Below are 18,502 nucleotides of genomic sequence, written 5' to 3' on the forward strand. Positions count from 1 at the left end.
GTCTCAATATTTTCAGTTGGCAAAGATAGTATTACGAATAGTTTTGACATAATTTCAAATTTTAATTTTATGACTTATTTCGTAATTTTTTAAATGAAAAAAGGAGCTTCCAGGTTGCTCCTTTTAACGCTAATTAAACTTAAACTAATAATTAAGCTTTTCTTTTAAACTCCATTTTATTTACGAGTTCCCAGTTCTGTGAACCTTCTTTTGGAATAAGAACTTGCCATTCTATGTGATCTTGGTCTTTTTTTGAGATTATATGTTTAGCTTGTTTTTGTTCGCCATTTTGGGTATAGTCTTCTATAAACTCATATTCCCCGTTGCCCTTTTCTTTTATGTGAATATCAGATACTTGAATTCCGTTTGGGTTCACAGCACTAATGTAGGCCATCTCGTAAGTGTCATCTAGCGCATCATAAGCCACGATTCTTTCGCAACAGGCAGTATTACCTTCTTTGGTATGTGTGACTCTTAAAACTGACTCGCCCGGTAAATAAGATATACTCTGCGTACTTTTTGGGATATCTACAGGTTGGCCATCTCTGTAGCCCGTTTGTGTTATTTCCCAGTCGCCCGTAAGAAAGTCTAATTTTCGATGCTTGTTTTCCAGACGTGCTAATTTTGAAAGTGAAGCCTGTTTCATTTCATTTCTTTCAGCTTCATCCTGTATATTTTCAGCTAACTCTGCTGATTTTTTGAAATGTTTTTTGGCTTTTTCCTTTTCTCCTTTTTCCAACAATAAATCGCCATAAGAATCGTAAGGATTGGCCTGTTCAGGATATTCTTCTATTTGCGCCTTAAAAACTATTTCTGCCGTTTCAAGGTCTTTATCTTCCATCATTAACTTGTAGCCCAATAAATTTAAAGGTTCCTGCAAACCTTCATAGGCCGCTGTTTTATGCTTTTCATACATTTTCATGGCTTCCTCAAGTCCATTACTTTTAATTTCCTGATACAATTTTTCGTCCAGGCTTGTTTTGTTTTCTTCCTGGGCAAATACTAATCCGCCACATAAAATAATGACCAGACTTATCAACCTTCTAAAAATTATTTCTTTTTTCATAATGACGTGTGTTTTGGTTTACACTTAAATTTACGCAATAATGGCTTTAAATAATTTTTGATAAATGCAGTAAATAGCTGTTAATTAGAGGTCTAATTTTAATTTTATAGTTGGGAAGCCTTAGTTTTAGTAAGATGAAGGCCTATGGGAGGTTAGGGAGAACTATTTTTAAATTTGGCAGGAATTAAGGGAAATTCAGTAGTATTTTTTCTGAAGTAAAGTTGATTTTTAGCTAATATAATTCCAGATATTTTTATGTTTTGCCAATTGTGCGTAGGTAAAACGAATCACTTTGTTCTTTTCCAGTGAAAGACTGGGATCTTCTTTTAGGATTTGCATTGCGTGATGCCGTGCTAGTTTTAGAACATCATTATCTTTTACAATATCCGCAATTTTTAGATTTAAAACCCCGCTTTGTTGGGTGCCCATAATATCACCAGGCCCTCGTAATTTTAAATCAACTTCGGCTATTTCAAAACCATCATTAGTGGCGGTCATGGTTTCCAACCTGGTTTTGCTATCCTTAGATAATTTATGGCCGGTCATTAAAATACAAAAGCTTTGTTCGGCACCACGGCCTACACGTCCCCTAAGTTGGTGCAGTTGCGATAGGCCAAATCGTTCGGCACTTTCAATTATCATAACGCTGGCATTTGGCACATTTACACCCACTTCAATAACGGTGGTGGCCACCATAATTTGGGTTTCGCCGCGTACAAACCTATCCATTTCATAATCTTTGGCATCAGATTTCATTTGGCCATGCACTATAGAAATTTGCTCATTCGGGAATTCACGGGCTATACTTTCGTAACCATCCATAAGGTCTTTATAATCCATTTTTTCAGATTCCTGAATCAATGGGTAAACTATATAGATTTGCCGGCCTTTTTGTATTTCATCTTTAATAAATGCAAATACCTTAAGCCGGTTACTGTCGTAACGGTGCACGGTTTTAATGGGCTTTCTTCCGGGGGGCAGCTCATCAATTACCGAGATATCTAAATCGCCATAAAGGCTCATGGCCAGGGTTCTGGGAATAGGGGTGGCCGTCATGACCAAAATATGCGGCGGCACTTGGTTTTTTCGCCATAATTTTGCACGTTGTGCAACTCCAAATCGGTGTTGCTCGTCTATAACCGCGAGGCCTAAATTTTTAAATTTCACCTTATCTTCCAGTAAGGCGTGCGTACCAATTAGGATATCTATTTCGCCATTTTCTAATTTCTCGTGAATTTCGCGTCTGTCTTTCGTTTTAGTTGAACCGGTAAGTAAGTAAATACTGGTATCCAGATTTTTACAGAGTTCTACAAGTCCGTTGTAATGCTGAATGGCTAGGATTTCGGTAGGAGCCATTAAGCAAGCCTGGAAACCATTATCTAAAGCAATAAACATAGACATGAGTGCTACAATGGTTTTCCCTGAACCTACATCGCCCTGCAGCAATCGGTTCATTTGCGCCCCGCTTCCTAAATCGGCCCTAATTTCTTTTATTACCCTTTTTTGGGCACCAGTTAGCTCAAATGGCAGGTGGTTGTTATAGAATTCACTAAAATTTTCCCCAATCGCTTCAAAAACATAACCTTTTATTTTCTGTTTTTGCAACATATTTTTAATGAGCAATTGCAGCTGGATATAAAACAGTTCCTCAAATTTTAGACGGAATTGGGCTTTCGCCAATAATTCCTGGTTTTGTGGAAAATGCACATTAAATACTGCTTGTGCTTTTGGGATCAATTTTAATTCAGAAGTAAGTTCTTCTGAAAGCGTATCATAGAATTTACCTTTGGTTTCAATAAAAAGCTGCTGCATTATTTTATGAACCACCCGGTTGCTAATTCCAGCTTTTGCAAGTTTTTCGGTAGAGGGATAAATAGGCTGCATTGCAGTGCGAAGCTGCTTTTTGTATTCCTCTACCAGTTCCATTTCGGGATGGGGCATGCTAAAAAGCCCGTTAAACCAATTGGTTTTTCCAAAAATAACATAAGGTGTATTTATCTTTAAATTCTCCCGAATCCATTTTTGTCCCCGAAACCAAACCAATTCCATTTTACCGGTTTCATCCACAAAGTCGGCTACCAGGCGTTTGCCACGTTTTTGTTCTACCGATTTTATATGCGTGATTTTCCCCACAACCTGCACTTCGGCCGAGTTGCGTTGTAATTCGTTTATTTTATAGAACCGGGTTTTGTCCAGATAACGATTTGGGAAGAAATTTATTAAATCCTGATAGGTATGAATGCCAAGTTCTTTTCGCAGTAAATCGGCTCGGTTTGGGCCAACTCCTTTTAAGTAATCTATGGGTGTTTGCAGTATATTAGCGTTCATGAAAACGAAGATATTAAAATCAGGTTTTTTAGGTTGAATTTCTTTTAAAAATAAATCTGAATTTTTCTGAAGCCATACTTTTCTATAGTTTTTGTAATTTGCAAGGGTAGATTTTTATTATGAAATACTTCCTTTTTAGTTGGCTATTTTGTTTTTCTTGGTGCACATATAGCCAGTCGCCCATAGCAGATTCGCTAGACCAAATAAACAGTATAAATTTTCAAAAAGCAGAAGCTGAAATCCTTGTTATTCCGAAGGAAAAAAGAATTTCAGGAATAGTAAAGTATAATTTTGAAATTTTAAAACCGCTAGATTCCTTTTATATAGATGCCAGGAGTATGATTGTAGATGAGGTATTGCTTAATGACGAGCCCGCAACATCAAGAAATAACGGAAAACGTATTTGGATAAAAAATAATCTAGCAGTTTCTGAAAAAAACACTTTGTCCTTAAAATTCTCGGCGCAGCCAAAGGAGGCCGTTTATTTTATAAATTGGGACATTCCCGAAGTAATAAATGCACCCAAACAAATCTGGACGCAGGGGCAGGGGAGATATACCTCTAATTGGCTGCCTTCCTTTGATGATCAGCGAGAGAAAATAGAGTTTGACATTTCGTACCGGTTTCCTGAAAGCCTGGAAGTAATGGCCAATGGAACGCTTGTAGCTATTTCTATAAACGATTCTTTAAAAAAGTGGGCCTTTGATATGCAGCGGCCTATGAGTAGTTATTTACTGGCTTTTGCAGCAGGCGATTATATAAAAGAAGAAACAAAATCTGCTTCGGGCGTTCCTTTGCAATTTTATATGCCGGTTAGCCAAAAGGAAAGGCTAGAGCCGACTTACCGTTATACCAAACAAATTTTTGATTTTCTGGAAAGTGAAATTGGTGTGGCTTACCCCTGGCAGAATTATAAACAGGCACCGGTATTGGATTTTCTTTATTCGGGAATGGAAAATACTACTGCAACTATTTTTGATAATGCTTTTATTACCGATTCTATAGCTTTTAAAGATAAAAATTATGTAGGTGTAAATGCGCACGAATTGGCCCACCAGTGGTTTGGAAATTTAGTGACGGCCCAAACAGCCAACGATCATTGGTTGCATGAAGGCTTTGCTACTTTTTATGCTTTGCTGGCAGAGCGGGAAATTTTTGGAGACGATTATTATTACTGGAAACTCTACCTATCTGCCGAAAAATTAAAGGAGTTGAGCGATAAGGGTAAGGGTGAAGCAATCACTAAGGCTAAAGCAAGCTCACTTACTTACTACCAAAAAGGTGCCTGGGCTTTGCATATTTTGCGCGAAAAGGTGGGCAGGGAAGCTTTTAATACGGCCGTAAAGAATTTCCTTGTTAAATATAAATTTAAAAGCGCCACTACCAGTAATTTTATTGCTGAAGTGGAGGCAGCGGCCAATATTGATTTATCTGATTTTATGTCAAAATGGTTAAATCAGACTGCTTTTCAGGGTTTTGTGGCCTTAAACTCTTTAAAAAACTCTGAATTTATAAAGAAGCATTTAGAAATTCTGGCATTGCAGGAAACGCCCCTGGACAAAAAGGAGGCAAAACTGAGTAGGGCCTTAGATTTTCCGGTAAGCGATTATACCGGGCAGGAAGTGGTTTTTCAACTAGAGGGGCAAACTTCAGCAACAGCTATCAAGCTTTATAAAAAAGCATTTGCCACCAATAATGTGTATGTTAGGCAGGCTATTGCCAGTAGCATGGAAAGAATTCCGAAAGAACTAAAAAGTGATTTTGAATCTTTGTTAGACGACGAATCATACCTAACCAAAGAGATGTCCTTATTAAAGTTATGGATGAATTTTCCCAAAGAAATTGCTGCTTACTTAGATAAAACTAGGGATGTAAACGGCTTTAGTAATAAAAATGTACGTATGCTCTGGTTAACTTTAAATCTTATAAGTCCGGGTTATGAACCCGGGAAACAGCAGGAAAATTATCGTGAACTTTCAGGATATACTGCAGTACATTACCCCCTGGAAGTAAGAGAAAATGCTTTTGGGTATTTGTATCAAATAAATAGTTTTACCACCCAGAACTTATTAGATTTATTGCAAGGAACCCAGCATCATGCATATAGATTTAGGGACTATAGCAGGCAATTGCTTACGGCTTTATTAAAGAAAGAAGAATATCGCCAAAAATTCTTAGCTTTAGATGAACTTCTTTCTCAAAAAGAGAGGGATTATTTGCAAACTAAACTTTAATCAATGCGGGCATTGGTGATATCTGGTGGAGGGAGTAAAGGCGCTTTTGCCGGCGGTGTTGGCCAATATTTGATAGAAGAATTAAAACGGGATTACGATCTTTACCTGGGAACTTCTACCGGGAGCTTATTAATTTCTCATTTGGCTTTAAATAAGTGCGAAAAGATTAAAAGAATTTATACTTCGGTAAACCAGGATAGTATTTTTAGTAACCGTCCTTTTCTTATAAAAAAACGTTACGGTTACGACCAAATTAGTATTAACCACTTTAGCGTAATTCGTAACTTTATTAAAGGCAAAAAAACATTTGGAGAAAGTAAAAACCTAAGAAAGCTTATAGCTGAAACCCTGACCAAAGACGAGTTTTTGAAATTAAAATTTAGTAAAAAAGATATTGTGGTTACGGTTTCTAATATTTCACTTAATACGGTAGAATATAAATCTATTAAAGATTTTGAATACGAAGAATTTTGTGAATGGATTTGGATTTCCTGTAACTATACGCCTTTTATGAGCCTGGTACAAAAAGATGGTTGTGAATATGCCGATGGGGGCCTGGGAACTATGGTGCCTATCGAAGAAGCTATTAAGAGAGGAGCAACACATATAGATGCAGTTATATTACAAACCGAAGCCACTTTTTATAATAGAATGCCTTCCAAAAATGTGTTTGGTCTCATCACTAATTTATTTAGGTTTATGTTAGATAGAATAGAAAAGCAAAACATTCAAATTGGGAAATTTGCAGCAGCAAATAAAAATGCGACCATAAATTTTTACTTTACCCCTACGGTATTAACTACCAATTCCCTTATTTTTGATGAGAAACAAATGAAAACCTGGTGGAAAACCGGCTATACTTATGCCAGGGAAAAAAGCGAGGAAATAAACCAAATTGAACCTTAATGCGTGCACTGGTCATATCGGGTGGGGGAAGTAAAGGCGCTTTTGCTGGCGGCGTTGCTCAATATTTAATTCAGGAAGAAGGCAAGAAATACGATTTATTTTTGGGCACTTCTACCGGAAGCTTATTAATTCCGCATCTTGCCATGGGGAACATTGATAAGGTTTACGATATCTACACCAATGTAAACCAGCGTAAAATTTTTAGCATAAATCCTTTTGTGGTGAAGCGAAAGGAAGGTAGGGAGTATGTAACAATTAATTATTTTAATATGTTCTGGCAATTTATTAGGAAGAAAAGAACCTTTGGGGAAAGCCAGAATCTTAGAAAACATATTAAGCGTAATTTTTCTGAAGAAAACTTTAGCCAGCTTAAAAGCCAGGTGGGAGATGTAGTAGTAACGGTCTCTAATTTGTCTAAAAATCGCGTAGAGTATAAATCTATCCACGATTTTACTTATGAGGATTTTTGCGATTGGATTTGGATAAGTTGTAATTATATCCCTTTTATGAGTTTGGCGAAAAAAGACGGATTTGAATATGCCGATGGTGGATTGGGATGCGTAGTGCCCATTCGTGAAGCCATTAAACGCGGGGCAACAGAAGTTGATGCTATAATCCTGGAAGCAGAAAATATGGAGTATAATAAAGTGCTTGGGAAAAATCCGTTTTCTTTAATGATCAATCTTTTTGGTTTTCTCCTGGATCAGGTAGAATATCACGATATCGTAGAAGGAAAACTTGCCGCTTTAAATAAAAAAGTAAAGCTAAACACCTATTATACCCCTACAAAACTAACGGAAAACTCCCTTGTTTTTAATAAAAAATTGATGGGTGAGTGGTGGCAACAAGGTTACGATCACGCCAAAGAAAAACATTTACAATTTTTGGCCACTAAAAGAAAAGGCTTTTTTGGTTTATTTTAAATAAAGCGTTTTACTTCATTTTTTAAATAAGCAAGTGCAGCTTCGGTTGGGGATTGCTTTTCTATCAGGTTTTTAAGTATTACTTCCCTTAATTTATCGGCATCGGTGACGCTTTCTTGTTGATTGGCTTTTCTAATAATGCCTATAGTTGCGTTTTTAGCTGTTTTTATATAGTCCCAGGTTTCAGTAGAAAGATAGATTTGTTGTGCTAGGTTATGCTCAAACTCCTGCTCAATAGTATGAATTAATAAGCGCTCGTAGGCTTCTTTATCATTAGAGTTTGGCTTTATTCTAAATAGTATTTTGCCGGGCGAAATCCTTTCTAAAAAGAGTGTCATTCTTTCGTAGGCTTGTAATTTTAGGGGTAGTGCCGTTTTTTGGGTTTCCCGGTGTAATAAGAAATTCCTTCTGTTTTGTTCATTTTTATTGTAAGAGCTAAAAAAATAAAAGGCTACTATTCCAACAATTAGGGCTGGAAGAATGGCTAATAGGATTTGCGAAAGTTCTATTTGATTCATTGGTTTTTATTATGGGGCGAAGTTTCTTTGGTTTCGGCCTCTTTAGTAATTACTTCTTTTCTTTTATAAATAGCGCCCAAATTGGGATCTTTCTTGTGAACATGAACACCCTCGAAAGGTACTTTTTCTTTATGATACGAAAAAGTACCTGCAAGGCTTTTTGCCAGGTTTTGGTCGCTAAGGTTTATTTCCACGTCATCCATGGTAAATTGGCAGGGATGTTCATAACCACAAGCATGGGTCATTTCCAGCAGTTCCTTTCTAAATTTTGTAAAATAAAAATTAACACGCCGGGCTTTATCTTTTATATTGATACCCGCCTGCAACCATTTGTTTTGTGTAGCAACGCCGGTGGGGCAGGTATTGGTATGGCAGGATTGTGCCTGTATGCAGCCAATGCTCATCATAGCTTCTCGGGCTACGTTAATACAATCGACACCCAGGGCAAATGCCATGGCGGCATTGGCAGGAAAGCCTAATTTTCCGCTCCCAATAAATACAATTCTATTAGCTATACCCTCATTTAGGAAAATTTGATATACATCGGTAAAAGCATAAATCCATGGTAGGGACACGTGATCTGCAAAACTGGGTGGTGCAGCTCCGGTTCCGCCTTCACCACCATCAATGGTAATAAAGTCTGGACCTTTTTTTGTTTTAGACATAATAGAAGCTAACTCTTTCCATTGGTCCAATTTTCCAACAGCCGATTTAATCCCTACGGGAAGGCCTGTTGCCTCTGCTATTTCTTCAATAAAATCTACCAGCTCCTGGGTATTGCTAAAAGCAGAATGACTTGGTGGAGACAATACGTCCTTACCAATAGGAATATTTCTTATTGCTGCTATTTCTTTAGTAATTTTTGAAGCGGGTAAAACGCCACCCTTTCCTGGTTTGGCTCCCTGGGATAATTTAATTTCAATGGCACGAATCTCTTTGTTTTCATTTACCATTTTTACTAGTTTCTCCATAGAGAAATTACCTTCATTATCTCTAACTCCAAAGTAACCTGTTCCAAAATGAAAAACCACATCAGCTCCTTTTTGATGATAGGGTGAGAGCCCTCCTTCGCCTGTGTTATGATAGGCGCCGGCTTCTTTACAGCCTTCATTTAAAGCAGCAATGGCCCTGGCCGATAGCGATCCAAAACTCATGGCCGAAACATTAATAATTGAGGCCGGCCTAAACGGTCTTTTCCTATTATTAAATTCGCCCATAACTTTTGCGCAAGCAATAAAGCCCGGGTCCAGGTTATTGGGATGATCTTCTTTAAGCTTTAAAGGAAGCATGGCATTGTTGATGAATATGTAGTGGGTAGAAAAAATATCCTGGTCGGTGCCAAAGCCTTCATAGTTGTTTTCATTTTTTGCCGAAGCATAGATCCAACCGCGTTCGCTACGATTAAAAGGGAGTTCTTCGCGATTACTTGCTACGATATATTGCCGTAATTCGGGTCCAATCCCTTCAAGAATATACCTAAAGTGACCAATAATTGGGAAGTTGTGTTTAATAGTATGTTTGCGGTTAAAGAATATATCTTTAATCGCTATGAAGGCAAAAAAAATTAAAACCCATCCCCACCAGGGAATTGAACTTAAAATATCTTCCATATAATTTATTTAAATAATCCGATACCGATTTAGAGCTACTTCTTCAACTTGGTTTTCCTAATATTTATTTAGGAAGAAAGCAGGCACTTCAGTTTAAATTGAATTGGCCCAAGCTAAAGTTTTTTCATTAGTAAAACAATAAAAACCCTTTAGATACTCGATTGTTTGTTCTTCTATTTCTTTTCCATAAGCTTTGGTTTGTATTCAAAGGGGGATTGCAGGAATTTAAAGATATTAAAAACTTAGATAATCACTCTTCTAAATCTTGTTGTTTAAAACAAAGTAGAAATCGGGTTTATAATTTGTCTCATTTTGGTTAATTTCACGCATTTAAAAAATTAAAGAGATTGGAATCTTATATAGCCGAATTAAATGATGCACAACGCGCACCTGTATTACAAAAGGATGGTGCCATGATTGTGATTGCAGGAGCAGGGTCTGGAAAAACTAGGGTACTTACATACCGTATTGCTTACCTAATGAGCCAGGGTGTAGATGCATTTAATATTTTGTCTTTAACCTTTACCAATAAAGCAGCTCGGGAAATGAAAACCCGTATTGCTAAAATTGTTGGAAACAGTGAAGCAAAAAATCTTTGGATGGGAACTTTTCACTCCATTTTTGCTAAAATCTTGCGTTTTGAAGCCGATAAATTAGGTTATCCTTCAAACTTTACGATTTACGATACCCAGGATTCACAAAGTGTAATTAGGTCTATTATAAAAGATATGCGCCTAGATAAAGACGTATATAAATATAAGCAGGTTTATAGCAGAATTTCTTCCTATAAAAACAGCTTAATTACCGTAAAGGCTTATTTTCAAAACCCCGAACTAAAGGAAGCAGATGCGATGGCTAAAAAGCCACGTTTGGGTGAAATCTACCAGGAATATGTAGAGCGTTGTTTTAAAGCCGGCGCTATGGATTTTGATGATTTATTGCTGAAAACAAACGAACTTTTAAATAGGTTTCCCGAAGTACTTCAGAAATACCAAAACAGGTTTAGATACATTTTGGTAGATGAGTACCAGGATACCAACCACTCACAATACCTTATTGTAAAGGCCCTTTCCGATAAGTTTCAGAATATATGTGTGGTGGGAGACGATGCTCAAAGTATTTATGCCTTCCGCGGAGCAAACATTAACAATATCCTGAATTTTCAGAAAGATTACGATAATGTGCAAATGTATAGGCTGGAACAAAATTACCGGTCTACCAAAAATATTGTGAATGCCGCCAACTCTATTATTGAAAAGAATAAAACCAAGCTGGAAAAAGTAGTTTGGACGGCGAATGATGAAGGACCTAAAATTGTAGTGAACAGGTTGCTTACCGATGGGGAAGAAGGCCGTTTTGTTGCCGGTTCTATCTTTGAAAATAAAATGCAAAATCAATTGAATAATGGCGATTTTGCTATTCTTTATCGAACCAATGCCCAAAGTAGGGCTATAGAAGATGCGCTTCGGAAAAAGGAAATTCCGTATAGAATTTATGGCGGGCTTTCATTCTACCAGCGAAAGGAGATTAAGGATGTGTTGGCCTATTTACGTTTACTTATAAATCCTAAAGATGAAGAAGCGCTAAAACGGGTAATAAATTATCCTGCCCGCGGAATTGGACAAACCACCATGGATAAATTAAGTATTGCCGGGAATCAATATGGAAAATCGATATTTGAAATCATTGAAAATATAGATCATCTTGATCTAAAGATCACTAAAAGTACTCGTGCCAAGCTTGATAATTTCGTGAATATGATTAAGAGTTTCACGATTCTTGCTGAAAATGCCGATGCTTTTACTGTGGCCGATACCGTGACCAAAAAAACCGGCTTGGTTCAGGAACTAAAGAAAGATGGTACCCCAGAGGGGATTGCCAGGATTGAAAATATTGAAGAATTATTAAACGGGATTAAAGATTTTGTAGAGGGACAAAAAGAATTGGCAGATGCCAATGGGTCTTTAGCAGAATTTCTGGAAGATGTAGCACTTGCTACCGATATGGATAAGGATACCGGTGATGACGATCGGGTTGCTTTAATGACCATTCACCTGGCAAAAGGCCTGGAGTTCCCGTATGTTTATATTGTTGGGCTGGAGGAAGATCTTTTTCCGTCAGGGATGAGTATGAATACCCGAAGTGAACTGGAAGAAGAAAGAAGATTGTTCTATGTGGCACTTACCCGCGCCGAAAAACAGGCCTATTTAACCTATACGCAATCACGCTATCGTTGGGGAAAATTAATAGATGCAGAACCCAGTAGGTTTATAGAAGAGGTAGATGAGCAGTACGTAGATTATATGATTCCGCAAGATGATTATAAATACAAACCGCTTATTGATACCGATATTTTTGGCGATGAGGTTGATAAAAGTAAATTAAGACAAACTAAACCTAAAAAGGGAACCCCGCCACCGGCCCATAAGCCCAGTGAATCTCAATTAAGAAAACTTCGAAAGTTGAAACCCGCCAGTCCCGAGCCTGAAAAAGCCAGAAATGAAATTAAACTGGAAGTTGGTAATGTTGTGGAACATATGAGGTTTGGAAAAGGAAAAGTACTGGCTATAAGTGGTGTTGGACAGGATAAAAAAGCCGAAATTGATTTTGAAAATGGGGGGATTAAAAAGTTACTATTAAGGTTTGCGAAATTAAAAATGCTTAGTTAACTTATGAGTGTTTCCAATATTATAATAAGCCTGCTTTCAATTTTTAGCATTTTTTTGTTAACGCTTACTTTTTTTATTTCCCACGAATCTGAGATTTATCAATTAATAAGTTATTTCGATTTTATTCTGTGCTTTATCTTTTTAATAGATTTTTTCACACAACTCTCTAGGGCAGAAAATAAATGGAAATATTTCTATACCATAGGTTGGTTAGATTTGCTTTCTTCTATCCCGGTAGTGAATGAATTTAGGTTTATTAGGGTTTTTAGGGTGTTTAGAGTGCTTAGAATTATAAAATCTACCCGCTTGCTTATTGCTTTTATTAGGAGAAATAAAGCAACCTCCCTATATGGATTTATTGTTTTTACTGCCTTTACTACCTTAGTGCTTACTACAACTTCGGTTTTATATTTAGAGCAGGATGTAGGAAATATAAAAACTGCCGAAGACGCACTCTGGTGGAGCTTTGTAACCATTACTACCGTTGGCTATGGAGATTATTATCCTGTAACCAATAGTGGTAAACTTTTGGCCTCCTTGCTAATATTTTGTGGGATCGCCTCTTTTGGTGCTGTTATATCTTACGTGAATAGAATAGCGGTTTCTTTTAAAGATTAAATCTTTTATAATTTTTAGCTGAAGGAAGGCTGCTTCAACAAATTCTACGGGCGCATGCGTAGTAAATATTATCCTTTTTTTGCCAGACTGTTCTAACTAAATTGATTTCACGATTAGTTATACTCAAGGTTTGGTAGGGAGCTAATATACTCGTTAAACTTCTGTTATTTCAAGTCGCTCCAAGCGGCTTTCTTTTTATCTTCAAAATAAAACTATGATTAGAAAAGGTAGTAAGGTTCAGTGGAAATGGGGAAATGGAAAAGCAAGCGGAAAAGTGATTAAAACCTATACAGAAGAAACTACCAAAACCATAGATGGGAGTGAAATTACACGTAAAGGTGAGCCTGGGAACAAAGCCCTTTTTATTGAACAGGAAGATGGTAGTAAAGTACTGAAACTTGAAACTGAAGTTTCTCAAGAAGATTAATTAAAACCAATTTTAGAAATATCTGCTCGAAAATTTGTAAATTTTCGAGCATTAAAATTTATAACTATGGCTGAATTACTTAGAATTTATAATGAAAATCCAAGTCAGAAACATATTAATAAAGTTGTGGAGACTTTAAGAAACGGCGGACTAATAATTTACCCTACAGATACCGTATATGGTTTGGGGTGCGATATTACCAACACCTCGGCATTGGAAAAAATTGCACAAATTAAGGGCGTAAAGCTGGAAAAAGCTAATTTCTCGTTTGTATGTGAAGATCTTAGCAACCTTTCAGATTATGTGAAGCAAATAGACTCTGCCACTTTTAAAGTGCTTAAAAGAAACCTTCCCGGTCCTTTTACCTTTATTCTGCCTGGAAACAGTAACCTGCCAAATGTTTTTAAAAAGAAGAAAACCGTGGGAATTAGAGTTCCCGATAATGCTATTTGTAAAAGTATTGTCTCTACTTTGGGAAATCCTATTGTCTCTACTTCAATCTACGACGAAGATGAGGTACTTGAGTATACCACAGATCCCGAATTGATAAAAGAAAAATGGAACCATTTAGTAGATCTTGTTATAGATGGTGGTTATGGAGATAATATTCCTTCTACAGTGGTAGATTTAACTTCTTCCCAACCTGAAGTGATAAGAGAGGGAAAAGGTAGTGCCGAAAACTTATAGTTTAAATATATTTTTTAGTAAGTATAAAAAAAAGGCCCTCTAAATTTTTTAGAGGGCCTTTCTATATTTATTAGAAATTAGGTCTTATTTAGCAGACTTCATTCCTTCTTCGATCATTCCGTAGAATTGGTCTAATTTAGGAAGAACTACAATTCTTGTTCTTCTGTTTTTAGCACGACCTTCAGCAGTTTCATTTGTAGCAACAGGAACATAGTAACTTCTACCAGCGGCAGTCATTCTTGCTGGCTCTACACCAAATTCGTCCTGAAGAATCCTAACTACAGAGGTAGCTCTTTTTACACTAAGATCCCAGTTATCTTCAAACATTGCAGTTTTAATAGATTTATCGTCTGTATGGCCTTCTACCATAAACTCGATGTCTGGCTTGTTTTTAACTACAGTAGCAACTTTACCAAGTACTTCTTTGGCACGGCTGGTAACATTGTATCTACCACTATCAAATAAAAGCTTATCTGAAATAGAAACATAAACTACACCTTTTTCAACATTAATTTCAATGTCTTCATCGGCCATATTACCTAAAGCACCTTTTAAGCTGGTTACTAAAGCTAATGTTACAGAATCTTTTTTGCTAATGGCATCACGCATAGATTGGATAGCCAAATCTTTTTCTTTAATGCTTTCTAAAGAACGTTCAAGGTTTTCTGCTTCTTTCTTAGAAAGAGTTGCCAGATCGCCCACGTTATTAAGCAGTGCCGCATTGGTGTTATTAAGTCTTGAAATTTGTTGGTTAAGGTCTTGTTTGTCCTCTAAACATGCATTTAACTTAATAGTAGCAGTGTTTAACTCATCTTGAGTTTGTTTTTGTTTTTCTTCAAGCTCTGCATATTTCTTGTTAGATACGCAAGAGGAGAACAAAAGAACGGCAGTAGCCGATAAAAGCATAATTCGTTTCATAATCTTGTAATTGTAATTAATGTTAGATGTTTCAAAAGTATCAAAAAAAGTAAAGCAGAAAAAGAAGCTTTAGCATAAGTTTGATTCCTTTTATTTTAATTTTAAAAATTCTTTTCTACGTAAGCAAAAATAAGACCAAATAATGGATTTTGTAAGGAAATAATGCTTGTTTTTTATAAGGTTCTTTCGTTTTGATCGAATTTTATTAAAGTTTGAATAGAATCCTGCATGGGCCTTAAGGATAGCGTAAAAATGAGAGAACTTACCTTCTGCAATAAATTTGATTCCTGCTACTCCATCAAGAACCATTCTAATAAACAATATACCATACACATTTGGTGTCGGTATGTTTTTTAAAAGCATATACAGGCTATTTCTAAAATTGAAAAAGGTTTTTTTTGGATTCATGCTGTCTAAGGTTGCACCACCCACATGGTAAACGGCAGAATTGCCACAAGATTTTATTTGATAGCCTAAATTATGAATACGCCAGCATAAATCAATTTCTTCCTGATGCGCAAAAAAATCCTCATCTAGTGCACCGACTTCCCAATAAACATTTTTACGTATTACCAGGCAGGCACCACTGGCCCAAAAAATAGATGCATCGTCATTGTATTGCCCATGGTCTTTTTCCAAACTGTCAAAGATCCTGCCCCTGCAAAAGGGATAGCCGTATTTATCTATATATCCTCCCGCAGCCCCGGCATATTCAAAATAATTTTTTCTTTTAAAATCCAGGATTTTAGGTTGAACAGCCGCGGTTTTAGGCTGATTTTTAAAAATTTCTATAATAGGTTTTAGCCAGTTTTCGGTAACTTCTACATCGCTGTTTAGCAATACAAAAATATCTTCATTTAATTTAGAAAGTGCCTCGTTATAACCTTTGGCAAATCCGCCATTTTCTTTGTTCTGAATAATTTTTACCCTAGGAAATTTTTCCTTTAAAAGTTCTATAGAGTCATCTGTAGAAGCATTATCGGCCACGTATGTATTGGCTTCTTCTGAAAAGCGAATTACCGAAGGCAGGAATTGTTCTAGCAAAGCGCGTCCATTCCAATTTAAAACCACTACCGCTATTGTCATTGTTTTTTATCTTTTTCAGCTGTAAAATAATCTGGGATTTCGGGCAGAAATTGATACTTTTCTTCTTCGTAGTCCAGTTTGCAAAAATAATGTTGCAGGCCGTTGGTAAGCATTAAATAGTCTGCTTTTAAACTTAAATTGTACCGGGCAATTTGGTCAAAAACTTCCTGTGTAATTTTTATATGTGGAGCTTTGCACTCTACCACTACTTTTATTTTTCCGTTAGGATAAAAAACTACGGCATCATAACGTTTGCTTAGCTTTCCCAGTTTAAGCTGCTTTTCAACATTAATATGGTTTTTAGGATATTTCTTTTCTAAAATAAGGAATCTTACCACGTGTTGTCTCACCCATTCTTCAGGGGTTAGAATCACAAATTTTTTCCTGAGTTCATCAAAAACGGCTACTTTATTTTCACTATTTTTGAACCGAAACGAATATTTGGGAAAATTAAGCGCTAACATAGGCCAAAAGTAAAAAAGAAAACCACAGCGCCGCAAGCTTCAGTATAATTTAAAATTAAAAAATCCTTCACCTACATGGAAGAAGCAAAAGAGATTGTAAATAATATTCAAAAAGGAACTGTATCTCCGCTTTATTTTTTAATGGGCGAAGAACCCTACTATATAGATAAGATCTCAGATTTTATAGCACAAAATTTACTGGCGGAGGAAGAAAAGGGTTTTAATCAAATTATTATGTATGGTCGAGATACCAACATAGATGAAATTGTAAGTAATGCCAAGCGCTATCCCATGATGGCCGAAAGACAGGTAATTATTGTAAAGGAAGCGCAAGACCTATCGAGAAGCATAGAAAAACTGGTAGATTACGCTGAAAACCCGCAGGCTACCACTACGTTGGTTTTTTGTTATAAATACAAAAGCCTTGATAAGCGTAAAAAGCTTTCTAAGGTTTTAAAGAAAAATGCAGTTTTATTTGAGAGTAAACGTCTTTACGAAAACCAGGTGGCCGATTGGATTATGAAGACTTTAAAGTCAAGAAATTATACTATTTCGCCCAAAGCCGCGCAAATGCTGGTAGAGTTTTTAGGAATTGATCTTGGGAAAATTGATAATGAACTTAATAAACTTCAACTTATTACCCCTGAAGGTACCCAAATAACTCCAGAGCTTATAGAGCAGAATATAGGAATAAGCAAAGACTTTAATAATTTTGAATTGCGAAAAGCTATTGGAATGCGAGATTCTTTAAAGGCACATCGCATTGTAAATTATTTTGCACAGAATCCTAAAGACAATCCAATGGTGGTAACCATTTCCTTGTTATTTTCCTATTTTTCTCAAATTATGCAGTATCATGGGCTCCCCGATAAATCTAAAGCGAATGTGGCCAGGCAGCTTAAAGTACACCCTTATTTTGTAGGCGATTATATAGCTGCGGCAAAAAATTATCCTATGAAAAAAGTAAGCCAGGTAATTGGACTTTTGCACGAAAGCGATGTGAAGGGAAAAGGTGTGGGAGCGGTGAATATTTCTCACGGAGATTTGCTCAAGGAATTAATGGTAAAGATCTTAAACTAATATGAGTAAAATAAATACGTGGATTAGTGCTGCCAGGTTAAGAACATTGCCACTTTCTATATCAGGGATTATTGTGGGAACCACTATAGCAGTTAGTGAAGGTGTTTTTAACCTTGTCGTTTTTAGTCTTGCACTGGCAACAACACTGGGTTTGCAGGTGCTTTCCAATTTTGCAAACGATTATGGAGACGGTGTTAAAGGAACCGATAATGAGGATAGGGTGGGGCCACAACGTGCTTTACAAAGTGGCTTAATTACTCAAAAAGAAATGTTGCAGGGAATTATTATCACCACTATTGTTACCCTGCTTTTTGCTATACTACTTATCTATGCCGCTTTTGGAAAGGAAAATTTAGGCTATGCTTTGTTTTTTTTCTTTTTGGGAATAGCTGCAATAGCTGCCGCTATTAAGTACACCGTTGGTAAATCGGCATACGGATATCGTGGATTGGGCGATGTTTTTGTTTTTCTTTTCTTTGGAGTTGTGGCCGTGTATGGCTCTTATTTTTTATATGCACACCATTGGAGCTGGTTGGTATTGTTACCTGCTTTTAGCATAGGGCTTTTAAGCGTGGGGGTTTTAAACCTTAATAATATGCGCGATCGCGTATCAGATGAAAAGGCGGGGAAGATTACACTAGTTGTAAAATTAGGAGCTAAAAAAGCCAAGACTTATCACTATTCGCTTATCCTGGCTGCTATCTTTTGCCTAATTTTATTTACCGTGCTTAGGTTAGAAAGTATAAACGATTTTCTTTATATCCCGGCTCTCGTTCCATTAATCCTTCATCTTAAAAGAGTGGTGGAGAATGAAAATGCAATACTCCTGGATCCCGAATTAAAAGTTTTGGCACTTTCTACTTTTGCCACTTCCATACTTTTTGGACTTGGACAGGTTTGGTAGCAAGTTTAACAAAATTATATATTTGGTGATTTGAAGTAATTTTTATTGAATGCTTAAATTAGAA

16 protein-coding genes are annotated in these 18,502 nt (G+C 36.6%); 9 read left to right on the top strand and 7 right to left on the bottom strand.

Features of this window, described 5'->3' with window-relative positions; genetic code table 11:
• Nucleotides 1–151 precede the first annotated feature (151 nt).
• A complete protein-coding gene (locus GUB10_RS06190; protein WP_193710549.1) occupies nt 152–1,066 on the bottom strand; it encodes a hypothetical protein in 915 nt (304 codons plus the stop codon).
• A 228-nt stretch (nt 1,067–1,294) separates the two neighbouring features.
• Nucleotides 1,295–3,394 (bottom strand): ATP-dependent DNA helicase RecG, encoded by a 2,100-nt coding sequence (gene recG, locus GUB10_RS06195; RefSeq protein ID WP_193710550.1) that lies wholly within the window; start codon nt 3,392–3,394, stop codon nt 1,295–1,297.
• A 119-nt stretch (nt 3,395–3,513) separates the two neighbouring features.
• On the opposite strand from recG, the gene GUB10_RS06200 reads away from it, so the two are divergent.
• Genes GUB10_RS06200 through GUB10_RS06210 form a run of 3 tightly spaced genes read left to right on the top strand, consistent with a single transcriptional unit; the run spans nt 3,514 to nt 7,457 of the window.
• Complete coding sequence (locus GUB10_RS06200; protein ID WP_193710551.1) at nt 3,514–5,628, top strand: M1 family metallopeptidase; 2,115 nt, start codon at nt 3,514–3,516, stop codon at nt 5,626–5,628.
• Nucleotides 5,629–5,631: 3 nt separating this feature from the next.
• Nucleotides 5,632–6,534 carry a patatin family protein gene (locus tag GUB10_RS06205; RefSeq protein WP_193710552.1) on the top strand — a complete coding sequence of 301 codons (903 nt, stop codon included), beginning with the start codon at nt 5,632–5,634 and terminating at the stop codon, nt 6,532–6,534.
• A complete protein-coding gene (locus GUB10_RS06210; RefSeq protein ID WP_193710553.1) occupies nt 6,534–7,457 on the top strand; it encodes a patatin family protein in 924 nt (307 codons plus the stop codon). Before GUB10_RS06205 ends, GUB10_RS06210 begins: the two co-directional genes overlap by 1 nt.
• Here GUB10_RS06210 and GUB10_RS06215 read toward each other — a convergent pair.
• Nucleotides 7,454–7,975 carry a hypothetical protein gene (locus GUB10_RS06215; protein WP_193710554.1) on the bottom strand — a complete coding sequence of 174 codons (522 nt, stop codon included), beginning with the start codon at nt 7,973–7,975 and terminating at the stop codon, nt 7,454–7,456. The two genes, GUB10_RS06210 and GUB10_RS06215, sit on opposite strands and share 4 nt — an antisense overlap.
• On the bottom strand, nt 7,972–9,585 hold the full coding sequence (locus tag GUB10_RS06220) for an FMN-binding glutamate synthase family protein (RefSeq protein ID WP_193710555.1): 1,614 nt from the start codon (nt 9,583–9,585) through the stop codon (nt 7,972–7,974). The genes GUB10_RS06215 and GUB10_RS06220 overlap by 4 nt, the downstream gene beginning before the upstream one ends.
• 347 nt (nt 9,586–9,932) lie before the next feature.
• On the opposite strand from GUB10_RS06220, the gene GUB10_RS06225 reads away from it, so the two are divergent.
• The 4 genes from GUB10_RS06225 (at nt 9,933) to GUB10_RS06240 (ending at nt 13,986) form a co-directional block, all read left to right on the top strand.
• A complete protein-coding gene (locus GUB10_RS06225; RefSeq protein WP_193710556.1) occupies nt 9,933–12,254 on the top strand; it encodes an ATP-dependent helicase in 2,322 nt (773 codons plus the stop codon).
• 3 nt (nt 12,255–12,257) lie between these two features.
• Nucleotides 12,258–12,872, top strand: a complete 615-nt coding sequence (locus tag GUB10_RS06230) for a potassium channel family protein (RefSeq protein ID WP_193710557.1) — start codon at nt 12,258–12,260, stop codon at nt 12,870–12,872.
• A 214-nt stretch (nt 12,873–13,086) separates the two neighbouring features.
• Nucleotides 13,087–13,299: a DUF2945 domain-containing protein gene (locus GUB10_RS06235; RefSeq protein WP_193710558.1), complete on the top strand. Its 213-nt coding sequence runs from the start codon at nt 13,087–13,089 to the stop codon at nt 13,297–13,299.
• Nucleotides 13,300–13,365: 66 nt separating this feature from the next.
• Entirely contained in the window at nt 13,366–13,986 is a 621-nt protein-coding gene (locus tag GUB10_RS06240) for an L-threonylcarbamoyladenylate synthase (RefSeq protein ID WP_193710559.1), read from the top strand.
• 84 nt (nt 13,987–14,070) lie between these two features.
• Here GUB10_RS06240 and GUB10_RS06245 read toward each other — a convergent pair whose 3' ends face one another.
• From GUB10_RS06245 to GUB10_RS06255, 3 genes are all read right to left on the bottom strand, one after another.
• Complete coding sequence (locus GUB10_RS06245) at nt 14,071–14,904, bottom strand: OmpA family protein (RefSeq protein WP_193710560.1); 834 nt, start codon at nt 14,902–14,904, stop codon at nt 14,071–14,073.
• 90 nt (nt 14,905–14,994) lie between these two features.
• Nucleotides 14,995–15,990 carry a glycosyltransferase family 2 protein gene (locus GUB10_RS06250; RefSeq protein ID WP_193710561.1) on the bottom strand — a complete coding sequence of 332 codons (996 nt, stop codon included), beginning with the start codon at nt 15,988–15,990 and terminating at the stop codon, nt 14,995–14,997.
• A complete protein-coding gene (locus GUB10_RS06255; RefSeq protein ID WP_193710562.1) occupies nt 15,987–16,454 on the bottom strand; it encodes a type I restriction enzyme HsdR N-terminal domain-containing protein in 468 nt (155 codons plus the stop codon). The genes GUB10_RS06250 and GUB10_RS06255 overlap by 4 nt, the downstream gene beginning before the upstream one ends.
• A 75-nt stretch (nt 16,455–16,529) precedes the next feature.
• Here GUB10_RS06255 and holA point away from each other — a divergent pair, with 75 nt between their 5' ends.
• Both holA and GUB10_RS06265 read left to right on the top strand, forming a co-directional pair.
• On the top strand, nt 16,530–17,534 hold the full coding sequence (gene holA / locus GUB10_RS06260; protein WP_193710563.1) for a DNA polymerase III subunit delta: 1,005 nt from the start codon (nt 16,530–16,532) through the stop codon (nt 17,532–17,534).
• A 1-nt stretch (nt 17,535) separates the two neighbouring features.
• Nucleotides 17,536–18,438, top strand: coding sequence for a 1,4-dihydroxy-2-naphthoate polyprenyltransferase (locus tag GUB10_RS06265; RefSeq protein WP_193710564.1), 903 nt, complete (start codon nt 17,536–17,538; stop codon nt 18,436–18,438).
• Nucleotides 18,439–18,502 lie beyond the last annotated feature (64 nt).

The sequence above is a fragment of the Salegentibacter sp. BLCTC genome (assembly GCF_015143665.1).
GTDB classification, from domain to species: Bacteria; Bacteroidota; Bacteroidia; order Flavobacteriales; family Flavobacteriaceae; genus Salegentibacter; species Salegentibacter maritimus.

Bases quoted from the DNA above. Each gene is read 5' to 3' on its own strand.
- GUB10_RS06190 (WP_193710549.1), bottom strand. From the start codon at position 1,066: ATGAAAAAAGAAATAATTTTTAGAAGGTTGATAAGTCTGGTCATTATT.
- recG (WP_193710550.1), bottom strand. From the start codon at position 3,394: ATGAACGCTAATATACTGCAAACACCCATAGATTACTTAAAAGGAGTT.
- GUB10_RS06200 (WP_193710551.1), top strand. From the start codon at position 3,514: ATGAAATACTTCCTTTTTAGTTGGCTATTTTGTTTTTCTTGGTGCACA.
- GUB10_RS06205 (WP_193710552.1), top strand. From the start codon at position 5,632: ATGCGGGCATTGGTGATATCTGGTGGAGGGAGTAAAGGCGCTTTTGCC.
- GUB10_RS06210 (WP_193710553.1), top strand. From the start codon at position 6,534: ATGCGTGCACTGGTCATATCGGGTGGGGGAAGTAAAGGCGCTTTTGCT.
- GUB10_RS06215 (WP_193710554.1), bottom strand. From the start codon at position 7,975: ATGAATCAAATAGAACTTTCGCAAATCCTATTAGCCATTCTTCCAGCC.
- GUB10_RS06220 (WP_193710555.1), bottom strand. From the start codon at position 9,585: ATGGAAGATATTTTAAGTTCAATTCCCTGGTGGGGATGGGTTTTAATT.
- GUB10_RS06230 (WP_193710557.1), top strand. From the start codon at position 12,258: ATGAGTGTTTCCAATATTATAATAAGCCTGCTTTCAATTTTTAGCATT.
- GUB10_RS06235 (WP_193710558.1), top strand. From the start codon at position 13,087: ATGATTAGAAAAGGTAGTAAGGTTCAGTGGAAATGGGGAAATGGAAAA.
- GUB10_RS06240 (WP_193710559.1), top strand. From the start codon at position 13,366: ATGGCTGAATTACTTAGAATTTATAATGAAAATCCAAGTCAGAAACAT.
- GUB10_RS06245 (WP_193710560.1), bottom strand. From the start codon at position 14,904: ATGAAACGAATTATGCTTTTATCGGCTACTGCCGTTCTTTTGTTCTCC.
- GUB10_RS06250 (WP_193710561.1), bottom strand. From the start codon at position 15,990: ATGACAATAGCGGTAGTGGTTTTAAATTGGAATGGACGCGCTTTGCTA.
- GUB10_RS06255 (WP_193710562.1), bottom strand. From the start codon at position 16,454: ATGTTAGCGCTTAATTTTCCCAAATATTCGTTTCGGTTCAAAAATAGT.
- holA (WP_193710563.1), top strand. From the start codon at position 16,530: ATGGAAGAAGCAAAAGAGATTGTAAATAATATTCAAAAAGGAACTGTA.
- GUB10_RS06265 (WP_193710564.1), top strand. From the start codon at position 17,536: ATGAGTAAAATAAATACGTGGATTAGTGCTGCCAGGTTAAGAACATTG.